General features: G+C 47.4%; 13 protein-coding genes. 1 reads left to right on the forward strand and 12 read right to left on the reverse strand.

The window, feature by feature from the left end; all coding sequences use genetic code 11:
• Positions 1-186 precede the first annotated feature (186 nt).
• The 4 genes from QP938_13035 to QP938_13050 form a co-directional block, all read right to left on the reverse strand.
• Positions 187-1491 carry a TlpA disulfide reductase family protein gene (locus QP938_13035; GenBank protein WIO74207.1) on the reverse strand — a complete coding sequence of 435 codons (1305 nt, stop codon included), beginning with the start codon at positions 1489-1491 and terminating at the stop codon, positions 187-189.
• Positions 1492-1705: 214 nt separating this feature from the next.
• On the reverse strand, positions 1706-4705 hold the full coding sequence (locus QP938_13040) for a TonB-dependent receptor (protein WIO74208.1): 3000 nt from the start codon (positions 4703-4705) through the stop codon (positions 1706-1708).
• A 122-nt stretch (positions 4706-4827) separates the two neighbouring features.
• On the reverse strand, positions 4828-5889 hold the full coding sequence (locus QP938_13045; GenBank protein WIO74209.1) for a FecR domain-containing protein: 1062 nt from the start codon (positions 5887-5889) through the stop codon (positions 4828-4830).
• Positions 5882-6481, reverse strand: coding sequence for a sigma-70 family RNA polymerase sigma factor (locus QP938_13050; protein ID WIO74210.1), 600 nt, complete (start codon positions 6479-6481; stop codon positions 5882-5884). The genes QP938_13045 and QP938_13050 overlap by 8 nt, the downstream gene beginning before the upstream one ends.
• 197 nt (positions 6482-6678) lie before the next feature.
• On the opposite strand from QP938_13050, the gene QP938_13055 reads away from it, so the two are divergent.
• On the forward strand, positions 6679-7407 hold the full coding sequence (locus tag QP938_13055) for a 16S rRNA (uracil(1498)-N(3))-methyltransferase (GenBank protein WIO74211.1): 729 nt from the start codon (positions 6679-6681) through the stop codon (positions 7405-7407).
• Between the two features lie 80 nt (positions 7408-7487).
• Here the strand turns inward: QP938_13055 and QP938_13060 are convergent, their stop codons facing one another.
• From QP938_13060 to speB, 8 genes are all read right to left on the reverse strand, one after another.
• Positions 7488-7922 carry a hypothetical protein gene (locus tag QP938_13060; protein WIO74212.1) on the reverse strand — a complete coding sequence of 145 codons (435 nt, stop codon included), beginning with the start codon at positions 7920-7922 and terminating at the stop codon, positions 7488-7490.
• A 367-nt stretch (positions 7923-8289) separates the two neighbouring features.
• Positions 8290-9219 (reverse strand): SPFH domain-containing protein, encoded by a 930-nt coding sequence (locus QP938_13065; protein ID WIO74213.1) that lies wholly within the window; start codon positions 9217-9219, stop codon positions 8290-8292.
• 151 nt (positions 9220-9370) lie between these two features.
• On the reverse strand, positions 9371-10564 hold the full coding sequence (locus tag QP938_13070; GenBank protein WIO74214.1) for a hypothetical protein: 1194 nt from the start codon (positions 10562-10564) through the stop codon (positions 9371-9373).
• Between the two features lie 57 nt (positions 10565-10621).
• Complete coding sequence (locus tag QP938_13075; protein ID WIO74215.1) at positions 10622-11425, reverse strand: outer membrane lipoprotein-sorting protein; 804 nt, start codon at positions 11423-11425, stop codon at positions 10622-10624.
• 64 nt (positions 11426-11489) lie between these two features.
• Entirely contained in the window at positions 11490-13844 is a 2355-nt protein-coding gene (locus QP938_13080) for an MMPL family transporter (GenBank protein ID WIO74216.1), read from the reverse strand.
• A 171-nt stretch (positions 13845-14015) separates the two neighbouring features.
• Positions 14016-14597 carry a TetR/AcrR family transcriptional regulator gene (locus QP938_13085; GenBank protein ID WIO74217.1) on the reverse strand — a complete coding sequence of 194 codons (582 nt, stop codon included), beginning with the start codon at positions 14595-14597 and terminating at the stop codon, positions 14016-14018.
• 226 nt (positions 14598-14823) lie between these two features.
• On the reverse strand, positions 14824-16944 hold the full coding sequence (locus tag QP938_13090) for a S46 family peptidase (protein WIO74218.1): 2121 nt from the start codon (positions 16942-16944) through the stop codon (positions 14824-14826).
• Between the two features lie 71 nt (positions 16945-17015).
• Positions 17016-17894 carry an agmatinase gene (gene speB / locus QP938_13095; GenBank protein WIO74219.1) on the reverse strand — a complete coding sequence of 293 codons (879 nt, stop codon included), beginning with the start codon at positions 17892-17894 and terminating at the stop codon, positions 17016-17018.
• Between the last annotated feature and the right edge of the window lie 54 nt (positions 17895-17948).

Below are 17948 nucleotides of genomic sequence, written 5' to 3' on the forward strand. Positions count from 1 at the left end.
CCAACATCCATCTAGATCAGATCAAAAACAACCTGGCTGGTCGATTAAACTAATGGCACTTTATGGGGATGTAGAAGTTTATTAAATATTCCACAAACAACTGCATGGGTCACCCCAACTTCCACAAATAAATAAACCTTTGGATTCATTATTCGAATCACTATCTATCAGCAATATTAATAATCCTTATAATTTCTTGGAAAGACCATTTTCCTTAGTTTTTGTATCAAATATTTCTTTAATCTTTTTAATCAGCGCTTCACCACGTAGATTTCGATCGACAATAACTCCAGAATCCGCATCCACTAGATAATTAACTGGAATACTATGTATACCGTATAGTTTTGCAACTGGACCATCAAATCCCTCTAAGTCGCTGGTATTGATCCAGAACAGCCCTTCCTCTTTTGATGCTTCGTGCCATTCATTTAGATCCTCATCTAATGAAAACGAGAAAATATCAAATCCTTTTTTATGATATTTATTGTAAGCTTCTTTTAAGTACGGAATTTCTTCCCGACATGGACCACACCAGGACGCCCAAAATTCTACGAGGACATATTTTTTCCCTGAAATATAGTCATTCAACCTAACTTCTTGACCTGATATCTGCTCTGCACTAAAGTTTTTAATAGGTACACCAACAACCATCTCGAGGCTTCTCTGAACCTTCAATTTAGACGATTCTACTTCGGCAATAAATTGTTCAAGCGGCGGATAGTTAGGTAACTCAGCTGACAATGCCTGTAAATCTCTAATCTTTTTTTCCAAAGACAACAGGTCTCTCCTCTCCACCAAGGTCCCTATTTTTAGCGCCAACATTCGTAGCAAAGGGTCTTTATTTGAAGAAATCGAATCCAGAAAATTTTGCTTATGTTGATTTTTTTGCAAAAATAAATCCTTGAGAATGGAATTCAGCTCTTCTTTACGCTCTTCGGAGACCTCTTCGGAATTATACTCTTCTTTGATCAGTTTAATTTTCTCTTCAACCGAACGACAAGCAGCACCCTGTTGCCAGTTATCATAAAAAAATTGGTTGTATTGGCCACCAGTTACCTCTCTCGAATTCAGATCTACTTCCACTAGACCTGGTTCCAATATAAGCTCAACCCCAGTTACATTTTTTTCTTGACCGTTCTGAGTAGAGATAACGTACAAAAAAGCTTTATCAACCATTCCTGCCGACACAAGAATCGACACCTTGCCATCAACAACCTCCGTTTCCGCAATCACGGTAACACCGTCCTCACTTTTCTCATCCTGGTAGTTATAACGGATCAATCTTGCTATTAACTCCTCCTTATTGAAGCCTTTCTTGCTCATCTCACTGGTCATTTCAATGCTAGCCTTCAAGACCATAATGGCATCGCCCACTTCAACGTCAGCCATTTCATTGCTTACCTGCTGAACGTCCAAATTCTTCGAAACCACCCTCTGATCGCAACCTGTAAGCACCAATATTAGAGCAATCATACTGATTATTATCTTCATCACCGCCTCCCCAATCAATCAACACACGGATTTAGCACACCGCCATGGAAATAATGTCAAATTTGAACCCTGCTTCTGTTTTGCAGAAACATCTAGAGGTAAGGCATCTATAAGTGTTGGCTCTTTCGAGTTAAAAATATTTATGCCTTTAACCGAAACTTGCAAAAGAAAAAAGAGACCACTATTAAGTGGCCTCATCTTTCAAGATGATGACTTAGAAAGTAAACGCTTTCGTTACCTCCGCATAGATTGCCCGACCGCGCGGGTCAACCCGCGACGGATCCCAATCGGGCCCACCATAATTATTCAGGAACGGAAATCTATTATTAAGCAGGTTTCTCACACCGGCATTTACCTTCCAACCGGTATCTGCAAAACTATAGGTACCGTTAAGATCAAGGGTCCAATAGCTGCGGATCTTTTTGCCATCTTGCGGGGCAACTCTGCCAGAATAACTGCTGGAGTAGTTGTACTGCATGGTGGCAGACATATCACCATCACTCCAGTTGAGATAACTGCTCACTTTCAGTCGATCCGGGCCAAAGGTGGTGGCATCTATATATTGTGGTTCCCCAACTGCCGAGAACTTCTGCACGACTTCTGACGTATACGTACCGCCAGTACCCACTCTAAAAGCACCGAGATCCGTATCAAAGTCATAGATTACTGTGAAGTCCCACGCCTTGCTGCTGTGTTCAGCAATATTCACCGTGCCATAAACGTAAATGGTATTTAGCGAACCATCCGCATTAAATATCGCCGTACCCGGCACAGACAAGTATCCCAATGGATCCGTTTTCAAAGCGTTATCACCCGAGTCAAAGCGCCCATCGATATTAATATCACTGTAATTCACGCTGAGGCTAAGCCCTTCCATTGAACCGCTTGGAATCCAATCAAAACCAATAGAGATATTATCGGACAGTTCCGGCTCTATATTTGGGTTGTTCTTGAATATCCGAATATATGCATCAACATTATTGGTAAATGGATTCAATATCGTCGCTATATCCTCTGACTCGTCAAATGCCCGGAACATCCTTGACAGGGTAGGCACCTGGAACGACTCACCCCAGCTTGCACGGAACTTGAAGTCATCCGTCACATACCAGCTCAAGTCTACTTTGGGGGAAGTATTTGAAAAGCTACGTGTCTCAGTTGGCCCGCCAATCTTAAAACGGCCAGTGAAATCATATCCGTCATAGCGCGCTGCCAGCTTCAAATCCAGGGAGCGCACCCAAGGCAAACTATTACCCTCATTAATCAACGGGATACCCAACTCAACGTATGCGGATTCTACCTCTCGCGACAATTCTGATTGTCCATCCGAATCATTAGCCTCATCAAACCATTCCCCAACATCCACTTCCTCATCACGCATTTCTATCCCTGTCGCCAGCGCCACATCGCCTCCTGGCAGAGAGAACAGGGTACCGTTTGCTGATACGTCCCAAGATTCCGTTGTAAAGCTTACCCCACTCAAAGCCTCTTCCATCGTCGGAAACAGAGCATCAATCTCGGCAGGGTCATTGGCACTGCCATTACCAAACAGATTGATATCCCCTGAGAGAGCGGCATCAAATACTCTACTCATAACTGCAGACTGGCTAAAGTATGTGCTATCGGTTTTTGTATCCGTGTATGAAATTTCAGCAGACCAACTATCCGTCAAGTCCACATTGAACCCTAATGTAGCCACCTCCATCTTCGACTCTGTCGTGACTGGAGGGCGTGAAGCACCCCCTTCCGTATATTCACTTACTGGCAAATAACCCAATAATAAAGACCTCTCAAAAATAGAGGCCGGCAAGAAACGACTCGCCAAATAGTCATACTGCTCCTGAAGGCTGTCTGGTAAATCCGTGTAATACGGACTTTGAGTAAAAAGAGAGCCCGTCACAAACAGAAGTGGAAAGCTCGCAGCAGACTGCGATTCTGTTCTGGTAAAGTTGGTTTCGGCAAAGACTTCCACTCTGTCGGTAAGTTCCTGACTGCCAGAGAATCGGTATGAGGTAATTTCTGTCTCTGTAGTACCCGATTTTGCGAGCTCAGCCTGCGTGTCAACCGGTATGATATTGTCTGGACTGAGTTCAGATAGGCCATTGGTGCCATCATCGTCTTGAGGCAACGCGCCAAACTTAACAAAGGCAGCACTTCCCGTAGTGAATAACCTCTTAATGTCTAAACCACTTATCACGCCCGGTTGCCCAAAAGCGCTAACGCGGTTATCGCTCCCGCCTCTTGGCCGGTGGTCATCGGTCACATAACCCGCTTTACGGGTATTCATACCATCGGTGTTTCTATGGTTGAGCGTCAGCATGGCATGACCGCTACCCCAGTTTGTGCCTATTAGCTGCTCTAACTGGTAGTTGTCGCCATCATGGGCACTGTTTTCATAACGGATCGAGGTTTCCGAACCAACGTAGTCCTTACTCAAAATAAAGTTAACAACACCCGCTTGGGCATCCGCACCATAAATGGCCGAAGCACCATCCAGAACAATATCCACCCGCTCAATAGCCGCAAAAGGGATGCCATTCAGGTTGACCGTACCATTTTGAAAAGTAGCTGATTGCGCATAGCGACGGCCATTAACGAGCACTAGTGTAGAGCCGCTGCCAAGACCACGCAGGTCAAACGCCGTCTCCCCCTGACTCAAGCGAGAAACACGGTCGGGATCAAGAGTGGTGGCAGAGTTGACGCTATTGTTGTTCTGCGGAATATAGCGCAACAAATCTTCAACAGAGCCTATACCCAGCCTTTTGATATCTGCCTTGGTAATACTCTGAGTGAATGAGCCAGTGCTTATATTCTTCAAGCGAGTACCAGTGACAACCACTTCCTCAACTTCTTCTATCGCCTGATTCTGGGAATTTTCATCATCCTGCTCTTTAATTACTACCGAATCTTCTGACAGAAATTCATATACCAAGCCTGAGTTTCGCAGCATTGCACTTAAGGCTGACTCTAATGTGTACTCACCATTTACTTTAGCTGTTCGAAATTTTTTACCAATCTCCTGGCTGAAAATTATCTGTGCACCAGACTTTTCTGCCAATTCGAGTAACGCTTTACCCGCTATAGATTCGCTGACATCAAGCTTAAAAATCTCAATTTCAGCAGCATTGATTACTTGTGAAGCAGAAAGCATTAATGCCGATGCAACACCAAGCACCAGTCGTTTAGTTTTGAATGTATTTGAACGGATGGCCATATCGACCCTACCTCCTCTATGTGAGCTTTTTGGAGTTGCCTTTTTCGATTTTGGCAACTACCTAACTACACGAACACTCACATCAAACACCCTGAGTCACTTTGCCAAATAACCAAACTCAATCATCTATTACTGTTATCCTTAACGCTCTTGCCAACCAAAATTGTTCGATCAAAATACTGAATCACTTTAATTGGCAATGTTTTTTCCAGACTGGCCAAAGCGAGATCAATACGATCAATTCGCACGGCAGCGTATATTTTCAGATCCATAATAGCTGCGTCTTCAATCAGGATTTTCTTACCGCTGTATCTATTGAGCTCCCTCACCACTACCGATAGAGGCTCTTCATCAAACCGCAACTGCCCGGATCGCCACCCCTGATATTTATCAATATCATCAGAGGCATATCCCACTAGCGAATCATTTTCTACATCTACTTCTGCCACCCAACCGGCGTTAATTCGAACCTGTTGGGGGGATTTAACTTTCGCCGCATTACCCGTAGCAACACTCAATGAAAGAGCAGTAGGCACTATGTCTGCACCATTTTTGTGTAGAGAAATTTCTCCATCGAGTACAGCTATGGTGAGTTTTTCTGGTGTTTTTCTTATATTGAACTCGGTTCCAAGGACCGTGACTGAGCGCCCATCCAGATCAATGGTAAATGGACGTAAGGCATCTTTAGAGACTGCGAAATAAGCTTCCCCCCGCTTGAGGTGGAGTTGCCGTTTACTCTCACTCATCGTCACTTGCAGCTCCGTTCCGGTGTTGAGCGTCACCACACTGCCATCATCCAGCTCTACGGTTTTTTGCTCGCCGACTCGAGTGACATAACGAAGACCCGCTGACACTGCCACGTCAGTCGGCCACCACTGAACCCAGCTGAATATTCCGCTTATAACCAATACAAGTAATGCTGCAATGGCCCAACCCTGCCCGAAGCGTTTCGACATACGTGAGTCCGCAAAAGCCGCTTCAGTAATTTCGACAATATCCGGATCATCTGCCAGCCTTTCCATATCCGCCAGTCCATGGGTAATATCCAGAAAATCTTGCTGATACTCTGCCTCGTCCTGTGTCCAGGCAGCAATTTTGACCGCCTCGTCCGACGTTAATTGCCCGGAATACAGCCGGGCAACCTGACGAGCGGCACGGTATTTTGAGGATAAGTTTTTAGCCATCGTTTTCATTCCTTGTTAAACCTCGCATGGCATGTTGGGCATCCCTGACCCGAACCAGAGCCTGGGTCATATAATTTTCCACCTGCTTGACCGTTACACCCATATGTTTGGCAATCTGGGTATAGCTCATGAATTTGAAGCGATTCAAAACAAATGCCTGACGCCAGGCTGGCTTCATCTCCTGAATAACCTGCTTGAGCATGGAAAGGTCCCGCTCGGCGGAAGCAGCGGCTTCCGGGGTAATTTCCTGCACTTGATCACAGTCTTCCAACTGGTTGGTGTAAGTGCGTTGCAGCGCCTTGCGTCGCTCTATATCCACAATCAGGTTATTAGCCATAGTGAAGATATAAGCGCGATTACGTGCATGGCTATCAGCCATTTTTGTTTGCAGCCCCTCCATTTTTACCAGCCGCAAGAATACTTCCTGCACAATATCGTCGGGATCATCTTCTGCTCCGGTGCGACCAAAGAGGAATGAACGCAAAGCATCACCGTGCGCTTTGAACAGTTGTTCAAGCACCTTCTCACGCGCTTTGTGATGACGGCCATGAAAATCGAGCACGTTGTCTTCTTTACGGCTCATCGCTCTCATTGAGTTTCTGCACCTGTGACTCTCTAAGATTAGCTTGCTTAGCCTCTCTTTTCGCATCGGCGGCCCCGAATAGACCTCCTCTAGCTAACTACACGAACAGAACCGTCATTCACCCTGAGTAGCACCCCTATTCCTGCCCATGCACCCAATGATTCTTTATAATCAACTGCTTATCTGCCTTAACGATTAGAACTACTATGCGAATTAGCCGTATTTATCTTGACCAGCCATTGAGTATTGGCCTCGAATTTGCTCTCAGCCCTGAAGCTGCTCGTCATCTGGTAACCGTATTACGCGCTAAAGCTGGCACCGAGCTCATACTGTTCAACGGACAGGGGGGTGAATATCGGGCCATCCTGACAGAGGTTGCCAACAAAAAGGCCAATGTGCGTGTTGATTCGTTTGATGACACCGATCGCGCGTCCAACCTGAAGATCCACCTGGGTATTGGCATGTCAAAAGGTGATCGGTTTGATTTGGTGGTCCAGAAGGCCACCGAGCTGGGCGTATCTGAAATCACCCCTCTCTACACCGAGCGCACCGAGGTGAAATTAAAGGGCGATCGCGTTGATAAAAAACTGCGCCATCTTCAGCAGGTTGCTATCAGCGCCTGCGAGCAGTGCCAACTCAATCGCGTACCGGTTGTAAATCAGCCTGTTGCTCTCAAAGACTGGCTTGGGAATGTTGATGCGGAACAGAAATTCGTTCTTCACCACCGCAGTGACAAGGCATTAAAGGATTATGAGGAAGTGCCAGCATCCGTTGCTTTGGCGATTGGACCAGAGGGGGGGTTGTCTGACGCCGAGATAGACGCCTGTCGGCAGAGTGGTTTTGAGCACCTGACCATGGGCCCAAGGGTGTTGCGAACAGAAACAGCACCGCTCACCGCTATCAGTCTGTTGCAGTATGTTTGGGGAGATTTTTAAGAAGGTGTAACGGGGAAGGTTTACGGGATAATGACAAGTGGATTACCGACATAGCTAGTCGGCAATCCACTTTACCAGCATTAGAACGCGGCTACTTTGTCGCCGGATGATAATGCTTTCTGACCAAACTCGATGAATTCTTCGAGGTCTTTTGTACCCTGGCTCTTGGATACAACATTGCCATTGCCATCCAAAATCAGGCAGGCCGGGTAGGCAGTTACACCTTGCTGCTCAGCCAACTTGGTCAACTCCTGGTTTTCACCGGCAGTTTGCTTCAGGCTTACAAAACGGTCGTTGTAGAGATCACCCACTTTGTGGACTGGGAACAACATACCAGTCATAAACAGGCTTTCAACAGAACGTTTTGGGCTATCAAGGTAAACCAAAACCATTTTGTTCTCTTGCTTGGCCTTGACCATCGCTTTATCGAACGAATCGTCCATAAATGCCAATCCGCCGGCAGATGCCTGGCTGGAAATCAGCAGCGCACACAGTGCTCCATATAACTTTTTCACAAAAACTCTCCTGCAAATTGCAGACAAAATATAAAAAAAGCGGTTTATGGAAGGTTAATGTAGTGCCTTCAACATACCGCAACATTCAAATAGGTTTGGATGGTTAAGCGTCCAGTTTCATCATCACCGCTACGCTTGTACATATATAAACGTTTGAGAGGCCATATACCCGCACGGTAAATGGAAAAAAAGTCTTGTTTTTTGGTCACAACTTGACCAAACACACAGTTTTGAGGGTGCTCATACTCCATTCGGGGTAAATGTCTGTGTGGAATGCGTAACCCAAGGCATGGTGGCAAGGATACTGCTCAGGGTGTCGAGCCACTATGTGGACCACCCCCTGAGCGTAATTTCTAATTGAAAACAGCTACTTTTTGGTGGTGCGAAGGTCGATCATTGGGATGTTGTCGCCGCCCGTATAAACCGGTAGCACACCGTTCCACTGCTCAACCTTTTTCAACTCGATATAATTAGGTGATTTCGCCAACGTCTGGTTGATGACACTGATCTTATAGGCTTCAGCGTCTGCCAGCGCCTTAATCCGCTGCGCTTCCAACTTGGCAGCTCTCAGCTCTGACTCCGCCTGCTTGACCTTTTGATCCTGCTCGGTGGCAAAACGCTCCAATTCGGCCTGCTGCTTAAGCACTTCCTGCTCACGTCGCTTGGTTTCGGTGATGGCAGTGCGAATGACAGCTGGCAGCTCCACATCACGAATCAGTACTGTTTCTACCTGTATACCTTTCGGTGCCAGGAACTCCGCCAGACCCAACTGCAAGGTTTCCTGCAACTGACGCTGGATTGACTCTTTAAAGAAGTCTTGTGACATGGCGACCCCTTTGCCCTGTTCCCTCAGTATGGAGCGCAGTTTGGGAATCATGTGCACCTGAATCAGTGCCTGGGTGGTACCCGTATTGCGTAGAATATCCGGGGCCATCTCTCCGACAGTACGGTACTGCACGGATACATCCATACGCGTAATCAGTTTGTCTTCCGCCGGGATGCCTGCTGTTTCTTTATGGGTTTTCTGGCGCAGGTCGAAGGTGGTGAACTCCAGTAGTGGGTTCACGATGTGCAGACCTTCTTTATAAGTATCGTCCTGGACTTTACCGAACAGTGTCGCCACTTTGACGTGGCCAGCCGGAACGGTAATCACGATTGAGAAGAGCAACAGGAATATGCCCCCCAATACACACAAATAGCCAAACCATTTGATGGGCTTTTTCCGTTCTTCGCTATTGGCTTTTATCAGCCAGAAACCTACCAAAAAGAGGAAGGGCAACAGTAATAACTTGGTCATTGTTTTTCCTTTTTTTCAAACCAAAGAATGCCCAGTTATATCACACTTCTTGCAGCAATAACGTTATAGGGGATATTGAGACTCTTGTTTATCTTCTTGAAACTGGAATTTAGGGTTACTTACCGCTCATACAGCTGCAATGGCGATATCATCAAAAATGATACAACACTGACAACTGAATATAGTCATCACGCTCCAGAAACCAGGAAGGCTCTCCAACTTCAGACCCAGTTAGAAAGCGCGCTCGCAATTCAGCCGTTATATGATCATCAATTCGACGCTCTGCTTCAATATTGTAAAACTGTTCTCCAGTAATTCGATCTACAGATACTCCTGCAAGTATCGCTGTATCGCTGATATCGTTTAATGACCAGCGTAAACCGACAAACAGGTCATTATCAGCCAATGTATCGGGGGCATTGCTGTCACGTCCATCGTACTGGTACTCGACAAGTAGGCCCAAGTCGCTATCAGACTCCATTATTTGATAAAAGGTATATTCCAAACCCGCTACTGAAGCAAAAAATGTTTTCCCTTGTCCCTTACGGGAAATAGCTTCCAGCTTCCACAACCAGGCCTCATTGGTGTACTGCAAGTCTATCCCGACCTGACTGATTACATCGTAAAGTGACACCAGTTTGTGCTCGTTATCATCTACGATAAACCTTGGCTCACGGCTGGTTCCATAAAAATAGTATCCGCCAATATCCCAATCACCCAGGTAGTGCGAATAACGAACAGCGAAGTCCTGGTGCCACTGTTCGGCACCTGACTCATATTCAGCCCTGCGGCTATTTACTGGTAGCTGGGTTCGAAACCTGCCATCTTCTCCAGGAAAAGTTCGCTCTCGAAAATAGGGCAGCCAATATAGACTTAAAGCTCCCCATTCTTTCTGGGTAGTGGCCGCCATCATAGGCTGACCCAGCTTGTCCTCTTGATCAGGATCTTCCACCGCATCTGTCTGGTTGATGACATCTACCAAGTGACGGGATTCGGCCACTCCCCAAAATACTTTGTCGACACCAACGGTAACCTCCCACTCATCCCCGATTTGACGCCAATACGCCTCACGCAAGTCAAAGTGAGTACGCTCTCTGTCTTCTGCGTCGTATCGGAAAAAAGGCACAAACCCCAACTGAGTTTTTCGATCGGATGCTTGATAACGAAATTCCGGCTGCATCATAATCGACACACCGAGGTTTTTTTGCTGCTCAATCTGCCTTGGTTTCTGGGGAAAAAACCGGCCCTCCACTCCAGATTCGCCTGAAAACTTCCAATCTTGGGCCTGGACAGTAAAAGCGGATAAAACCAAAGCAGCGAACAACGTTTTGTCTAACAAATTCATCACAAACTACCTGTGGGGTTTAAGACCTTGGATTCATATGCCCTCGCCACAAATCGACTATCGCAAGCGCTTGAGAACACCCTTTGAGAAATCCTTCTCTGTTAGACCCGCCTTGAAAACATACTCAGAGAAAACCAAATCAGTGCTTTTCCCTGTTTTATGGTTGGCCATACTCAACAAATGGGCACGCCACACACCATCCTCATATTTTTTGTATTCGTTAAATCTCAAGGTTTTAAGCAAATCACCACGGCGATCAAAGAACTCTAACTTGCGGACTTGAAAATCCTGCTGATCAATCCATGATACCTGTTTGCTGTAACCGGATTTCTGATAAGTTGGATAACGTTCCACCACATCACACATCAACTCAGGTAGATCAGGGCACGATTCTACGCGTAAGAATTTGTAGGTAAATTTATTCAGCTCCTGGGCCGTAAAATCTTCAAATGCAAATTCACTGCCGACAAAGGGACCAGATTTATTGGCCGACGAAATTCGCTTTACTCGCTTCAGGGCTGGCAAGTAAAGCCACTGGTCATCGGGATCCAGAATCTTAGCGTGGGAAAGAAGAGCTGTACCCTCAACATCGGCAGGCGTATAAAAATAGATCAGGCTTTCATCGCCCAGGCTTTCATCCGCCACCTCTAATGTTTTAGTCTGCAGTGTTCTGGATGTTTCACCACCAGCAGCATTGCGGAGAACCATTTTCATCTCGACCTGACTATCACCAAAACCCCGATCCGACCGGTCGGATCGAGCGGCTATTTCAAATCCTTTTTCTTCCGGAGTTTGCGCCTGTGCTGAAATAAAAATAGATGACGCCAGAAGGCCAACTGTAATCAAATTAAATATTTTCATGGTAAACCTCGGTGTTTAACATTGTTCATGAGCACCACCTGCTCGTTCCTTTGGCTGGTATTTTTTACCCAGCCACGTCTATCAATTGGCTTTTATCACTGACTTTCGCTTCTTTTTTATGCGCCAGCATTAAAATCGCTGGCAACATCAAGAAGTCAAAAATCAATGCCACCAGGATTGCCATACCGGTCAACAGGCCCATCTGAAAATTGATCATGAATGTTGAGAATGTCAGCACCCCAAATCCAATTACCAGAATGATTGTTGTTGCCAGAATTGCTACGCCTACGGTATGAAATGCGTAACGAATGGCGTCAGGTATATCCAAGCCTTTTTCGCGACGGGCACGCAGATATTTCGACAGAAAATGCACGGTGTCATCAACTACAATACCCAGCGAAGTGGCAGTAATTGTTGCTGCAGCCATCCCTACTTTGCCCACTAATAGAGCCCAGATTCCAAAAGTGATAAGAATTGGCACTGTATTGGGGATCATGCTTAATGCACCCAACCTGAAACTGCGCAGTGCCAGCATCAATATCAATGCGATGGCCAGAATTGCCCATATATTCCCTTCAAACATACTTTCGATGTTGCGCTGTGATATATAGGAAAACATCACCGTAGCGCTTGTAGGTGTTGCCCGCATTTGCTCAGGCAAATTGGTGGAAATCCAGTTGCGAGCTCGATCCAGAAAATTCCGAACCTCAATCGTAGATAAATTTTTCAGTGAGGCAGTTACCCGTGTGGCAGATTTATCTACATTAATTCGGTCGTTAAGGTCCAGGCCGTATGGCAAAGATAATTCATACAGCAGCAGATATTGCGCTGCCATTTCACGGTTGTCTGGAATCTTATGCCAGGCAGGATCATCGCTGTGCAGGTTTTTGTTTAGTCGCTTGATGATGTCTGTGTAGCTATAGACATGATTGACCTCTTTCTGCTGGTCCAGCCAATTGGTGAATTCCTCCAACTCAGCCAAATATTCCGGCTTGCTGATACCGCCCTCTTCACCGGCTTCAACAGAAAACTCTACAACGTAAGGGCCGTTTAGATGGTCATTGGCAAAATCTGCATCGTTACGAAATTCCACGCGCTCATCGAAATATTTCACAAATTCATCATTGAGCTGAATAGTTGGAATCATCGCTATCAGTGCCAGCGAGATAGCCCCGGAAATTACCAGAATAGGTTTGTATTTCAGCGTCACCCAATCGGCCAGACGATCTATTGCCGCCTCCAGTTTGGAACCTCGGGCCTCCACCACTTTCGCTTTGATCGGCAACAGGCTGACAACAGCCGGCAGCAGAGTTAATGACAGAAGCCAGGCTGCCGCAATACCCATCGCGGTAATATTCCCAAGGTGCCAGAACGGTGGTGAGTCAGAGAAATTCAGCGACAGAAAACCAACGATAGTGGTAAGGCTTGTTATGGTTACCGGCATCAGGTTAATTCGCATGCTTTCTTTCAGCGCACTGAATTTATCGCGCCCTTCACGCATACCATCAAACATACTCACCAGAATATGAATGCTGTCTGCAATTGCAAGGGTAAGAATAATGGTTGGTGCCGTTACTGAAATTGGTGTCAGTTTTATTCCGAAAAAACCGGCTAGCCCCATCGCCATGATGGTTGAAAAAAGTATTACTACCAGGGTCGCAAACATAGCGCTGAAAGAACGCAACACTATCACCATGGTAATCAGCAAAATCAGATACATAAGGGGAGTCAAGGTACTGGCGTCTTGCTGCCCGGCTTCCCCAAAGGCATTGTTGAGCATTGATACCCCTGACAGGGCAATTTTCAGATCGGGAAACTCGGTTCGAAACTGATTGGCAATTGCTCGTGCTGCATTGGCTGACTCTGGAACTTCTGTAATGCTGTTTCCCGGAAACTGCAAAGTGACATTAATTCCTGTGGTAGCAGCATCTTCAGATACCAGATTTCTGCGCAGTAGAGGTTCATCGAGAGCGATCTGTTTTTTCTTAACCAATTCGGGCGCACTCAGGTTCAGACCATCGCTGATGAGATCTTCAACAATCAGGTCATCCTGCTCTGCCCATGAGTATTGGAAGTTGCTAATGGAATCGACCCTTAGAACATAGGGTATTTGCCAGGCCTGCTCGGTAATGCGCTCGACTGCATGTGCTATTTCCGGTGTAAACACATCGCCGTTTGCCGGTTTTATCACAAAGGCAATGTTGTCATTTTTTGTATAGGTATCCTGAAAGGTTTCAAAAGCGACCAATTCCGGATTTTCATCGCTGAAAAATACTCTGTAATCGGTAGAGAAGCCCAACTTCCCCATTCCACTGCCCAGTGCAATTACAAGTCCAAGTGCAGCGAAGATTACCAGCCAACGAAAACGTATCATTTGGCTAGCCAATATTTCGGCAAATCGATCAATGTACTTTCCCATGATTCCAGCTCCGTTATGCGTTAACACCAAATCAGAATGAGCATTCTGATTTATATAAATTTTTTAGCTGCTTCCATGCCGTGTTTCAGCTTGAGGTGGCCTCTTTGCAGAATGAGCATTCTGATAATGGCGATAAAAAAGCGCTTCCGAGCGCCATAGTTTCACCATCAATTAGTTGATCGCCTGCAAGGCTACATCAAAGTATTGCTTCATCCTTTGCTCGGGAATTCCCGAGCGCGCCACCATGGCCATACCCAACTGGATACCCAACAGATAACTGGCGTACTCATCCAGATCCATTTGAGAGTCGATATCCCCCTCTCTTTGGGCATTCTTTAGCGCACGAAGAAAGACTTGGCGTAACTTCTCAAACAACTCCCGGATTCGTTGACCAATCTCTTCGTCGACATTGGATAGCTCCACTGCGGTATTGCACATAAAGCAACCCATTTGTGACTCCGGTGTCTTGCCATGTTCCTGCAACCTCTGGAAATAGGCACGCAGCTCAACAACTCCTGCATCCGGGTGCGACAAATCCTGAATCAATTCCCTGGTAAACTTCTCTTGAAAGTGTTCCAACGCAGCAAGGAACAACTCTCGTTTGTTACCAAATTCACCGTAGATACCATACCGGCTGACCCCGGTGCACTTTACCAGGTCATCCATAGACGTATCGGTGTAGCCCTTCTCCCAAAACAGGTAGACAGCTTTCTCGATAACTTCCTTAGGATTAAATTCACGTGTTCTAGCCATAGCGGGGCACCTTAACAGAATGACCGTTCTGAAATCAAGCGGTATCTGATTTTTGCCGGACTCGAAATGCCTGATATGGTCACGCGAGGAAATCTGAATATAAAAAAAGGCACAGCTTGTTGTGGCGATTTTACGTGCCACAACAAGCTGTGCCCTGTTCATATCTATTCCACACCAGCCGGCAGCTTCAACCTGTTCACTGCCAACTCATACTGAATAGCAATGGTTACTTCACACCCATCTCTTTCAACAGGTTAATGGCACCGTCTATTTTCTCCATCACCCAGAACATGTAGCGGTTGTCGACGTGAATGGAGCGGGTGGTGGTCTCATCGAAATACCAGTCTGAGTTTACCGACTCAAACGTACCGTCAAAGATCAAGCCAACCAGCTCACCACGGCTGTTCAGGGTTGCTGAGCCGGAGTTTCCTCCAGTGGTGTCCAGTGTGGTCAGGTAGTTAACCGGTACACTGTCGATGGACTTTTCGTAGTAGTCGCCATAATCCGCCGCCTCGATGGTCTTCAGCAGCTTTTGCGGAGAGTTGAATGGCCACTCGCCGGTCTCTTTCTGCTGCAGGCCTCGCAGGCTAGTAAACGGGGTGTAGGCCAGGCCGTCTTTTACTTCTGCTCCAGTCACCTTGCCGTAGGTTACACGCAGGGTCGAGTTGGCATCCGGGTAAACTACCGAGCCTTCCGACTCCGCTTTGGCAATCAATGCCGCCATGTAAGCTGCGCGCAGTGGCTGTAGCTCACCGGATTGGGTTTTAGCCTCTTTTTCGAGCTGCATATCGTAGTCGTACAGTGCCACTGCCAGCTTGATAAATGGATCGCTGCTCGCTTCAAAGTCAGCCGGTGTTTTGCCAATCCACGCCATGCGAGTATCGCTGTCGGTCAGCTTGGTGTTGGTGTACAGGCTGTCGATATCGTCGATGATCGCATCCAGAGCCGGGGCGTGTTGTTCAACCGGTAGTTGGCTGTAATAGCCGAGCCAGTATTTCCACAGTGCCTTGTCGACTTCAGCATCAAAGCGACGATCCAGCTGGGCGATACCACCCTTGAAGCCACCCATGTCGCGCTTCTGGTAACCGCTTTCACGCTCGGCATCCGGCTTTTCATTCTCTTTGGCCAGACGGTACAGCTTGCTTGCAGCCGACAACAGTGCACTTTTGCCACGACCGTAATACAGGTCGCGAGCAGCAGTGGCATTTTCTTCTTTCAACAATTGATCCAGTTGCCCAATGGCCGCCGCGTATTTGGCCGTGCGATCGCTGTCCGCAGCAATCCACTGGTTCAACTCGGCTTCCGATTGTTTGCGAAGTTCAACCAGGCCAACTTTTTCTGCCCCTTCCATCTGGCCGAGATAGTTTTTCACCCGGTTATTGGTGCTGGCCACGGTGCTGGCATATTTGATCGCCGCATCCGGATTCTCTTTGGTAACGCTGGCAATGATATCCAGCACATCCGAGTAGTGCTTGTGCATGGTCGGGTAGCTCCAGCCAAAGCTGTGCTCAACTTCAACCAGGCGACGGTAGCGATTGGTACGGCCCGGGTATCCAGCCACCATGACATAGTCTTCTGCTTGCAGCGGTTTGCTCGCTGTCTTCAGGTAAGATTTTGGTTGGTAGGGAACATTCTTTTTCGAAAAATCTGCTGGCTTGCCATCCTTGCCAACATAGGCACGCAGGTACGAGTAATCGCCGGTGTGACGTGGCCACATCCAGTTATCGATATCACCGCCGTATTTACCAACAGTATCGGATGGCGCATGTACCAGACGAATATCACGAATTTCCAGGGTCTTGATCAGCAGGTATTCTGCACCGCCGAAGAAGGAGTTCACTGTGCAGCGATAGCCTTCGGTTTCACACTCGGCAATCAGGGCTTTTTCACGATTTTTCAACGCTTCGTAGCGCTCAAGTCCACTGACCTGCTCGAGACCACCCACCATTGCCTGGGTAACATCGTCAATCTGCTCGGTTACGAAGATGCTGGTGCCGGGAGGCATTGGCAATTCCTGCTTCAGGCGCTTGGCAAGGAAGCCGGTCGAGATCAGGTTGTTCTTTTCATTTGAGTTGTATTGGATACCACCATAGGCACAGTGATGGTTGGTAACCAGCAAACCTTTAGGAGAGACAAAGGATGCAGTGCAGTAGCGACCCAATTGCACAACGGCATTCAAGGGATACTCGGTCAGGCTGGCCAGGCTCTCGGCTTGAATTTCCAAACCTTCGGTTTTCAGCAACTCGGATATTTTTGGCAGCTGACCCGGGCGCCACATGCCTTCGGCGGCAAAGGCCGGGCTCGCCACAGCGGCACTGAGTGCCAGTGCGGTAATCAGTTTTTTCATGGTTTCCCCTCCAGGTTGGTTGTAATCATTAGTGCGTCATCCTGAGCTGTGCTCAGGATGACATTTGCAGATTATTTTTGCGTGCGTTGCACAATGCCCATCAGCTTGTAGGTCAGCAGCGATGCAGCAAAGTCATAAGCGTGGAAGCCCTCGATCGGGGCAAATTCCATCACGTCAAAGCCGACGATCTTGCGTTGTTTGGCCACCGACTCAAACAGTTTCAGAGTCTGGTACCAGCTCAGTCCACCCGGTACCGGAGTACCGGTAGACGGAAATACAGACGGGTCGATGCCATCGACATCAACGGTGAAAAATACGTGCTCGGGAAAATCGTCCGGCAGGGTAATTTCACAGATATTGTCCGGCACCAGATCCTCGCCATCGAGATGGTGGACGCCATACTCCTTGCGCGCTTCCATTTCTTCTTCGCAGTAGGCGCGAATGCCAAGCTGGAACAACGGCACACCAAGATTGACCACACGTCTCATCACTGACGCGTGAGAGTACGGATCGCCTTCGTAGGCATCGCGAAGGTCGGCGTGAGCATCGATCTGGACTACGCCGATATCTGTGATACCCGCTTCGATCAAGCCCTTGATATGGCCAAAAGTAATCGTGTGCTCACCACCCAGGCCCACCGGCATTTTGCCGAGCTTGACCACTTCTTGAGTTGCCTCGGAGATACGCTCCACAACAGTGTCCGGATCAGCGGAACAATCCACCGGCTCACGAGTGTAGATACCCTCTTCGCAGGGGTTGCTCTTGCCGTCCCACTTCTCCAACTGCCAGCTGGCCTTGAGAATGGATGACGGCCCCAGTCGAGTGCCACCACCGTAAGAGACAGTGCGTTCAAACGGCACCGGAATAATGTGGAAACGAGCCTCTTCCGGTTTCGGCTGCTCAATTTCAGAGCCCAGGAAGATCGGGTAATCAGTATCAAATTCGTCCATTCGATTTTCTCTATCGTTTGTATCTGGTTGTTTCAGCTTTTTGGGAGATGAGAG

This window comes from Porticoccaceae bacterium LTM1, assembly GCA_030252795.1.
Taxonomy (GTDB): domain Bacteria; phylum Pseudomonadota; class Gammaproteobacteria; order Pseudomonadales; family Porticoccaceae; genus SCSIO-12696.

Coding starts and splice junctions, on each gene's coding strand:
- QP938_13035 (WIO74207.1), bottom strand. CDS start 1,491: ATGAAGATAATAATCAGTATGATTGCTCTAATATTGGTGCTTACAGGT.
- QP938_13040 (WIO74208.1), bottom strand. CDS start 4,705: ATGGCCATCCGTTCAAATACATTCAAAACTAAACGACTGGTGCTTGGT.
- QP938_13045 (WIO74209.1), bottom strand. CDS start 5,889: ATGGCTAAAAACTTATCCTCAAAATACCGTGCCGCTCGTCAGGTTGCC.
- QP938_13050 (WIO74210.1), bottom strand. CDS start 6,481: ATGAGAGCGATGAGCCGTAAAGAAGACAACGTGCTCGATTTTCATGGC.
- QP938_13055 (WIO74211.1), top strand. CDS start 6,679: ATGCGAATTAGCCGTATTTATCTTGACCAGCCATTGAGTATTGGCCTC.
- QP938_13065 (WIO74213.1), bottom strand. CDS start 9,219: ATGACCAAGTTATTACTGTTGCCCTTCCTCTTTTTGGTAGGTTTCTGG.
- QP938_13070 (WIO74214.1), bottom strand. CDS start 10,564: ATGAATTTGTTAGACAAAACGTTGTTCGCTGCTTTGGTTTTATCCGCT.
- QP938_13075 (WIO74215.1), bottom strand. CDS start 11,425: ATGAAAATATTTAATTTGATTACAGTTGGCCTTCTGGCGTCATCTATT.
- QP938_13080 (WIO74216.1), bottom strand. CDS start 13,844: ATGGGAAAGTACATTGATCGATTTGCCGAAATATTGGCTAGCCAAATG.
- QP938_13085 (WIO74217.1), bottom strand. CDS start 14,597: ATGGCTAGAACACGTGAATTTAATCCTAAGGAAGTTATCGAGAAAGCT.
- QP938_13090 (WIO74218.1), bottom strand. CDS start 16,944: ATGAAAAAACTGATTACCGCACTGGCACTCAGTGCCGCTGTGGCGAGC.
- speB (WIO74219.1), bottom strand. CDS start 17,894: ATGGACGAATTTGATACTGATTACCCGATCTTCCTGGGCTCTGAAATT.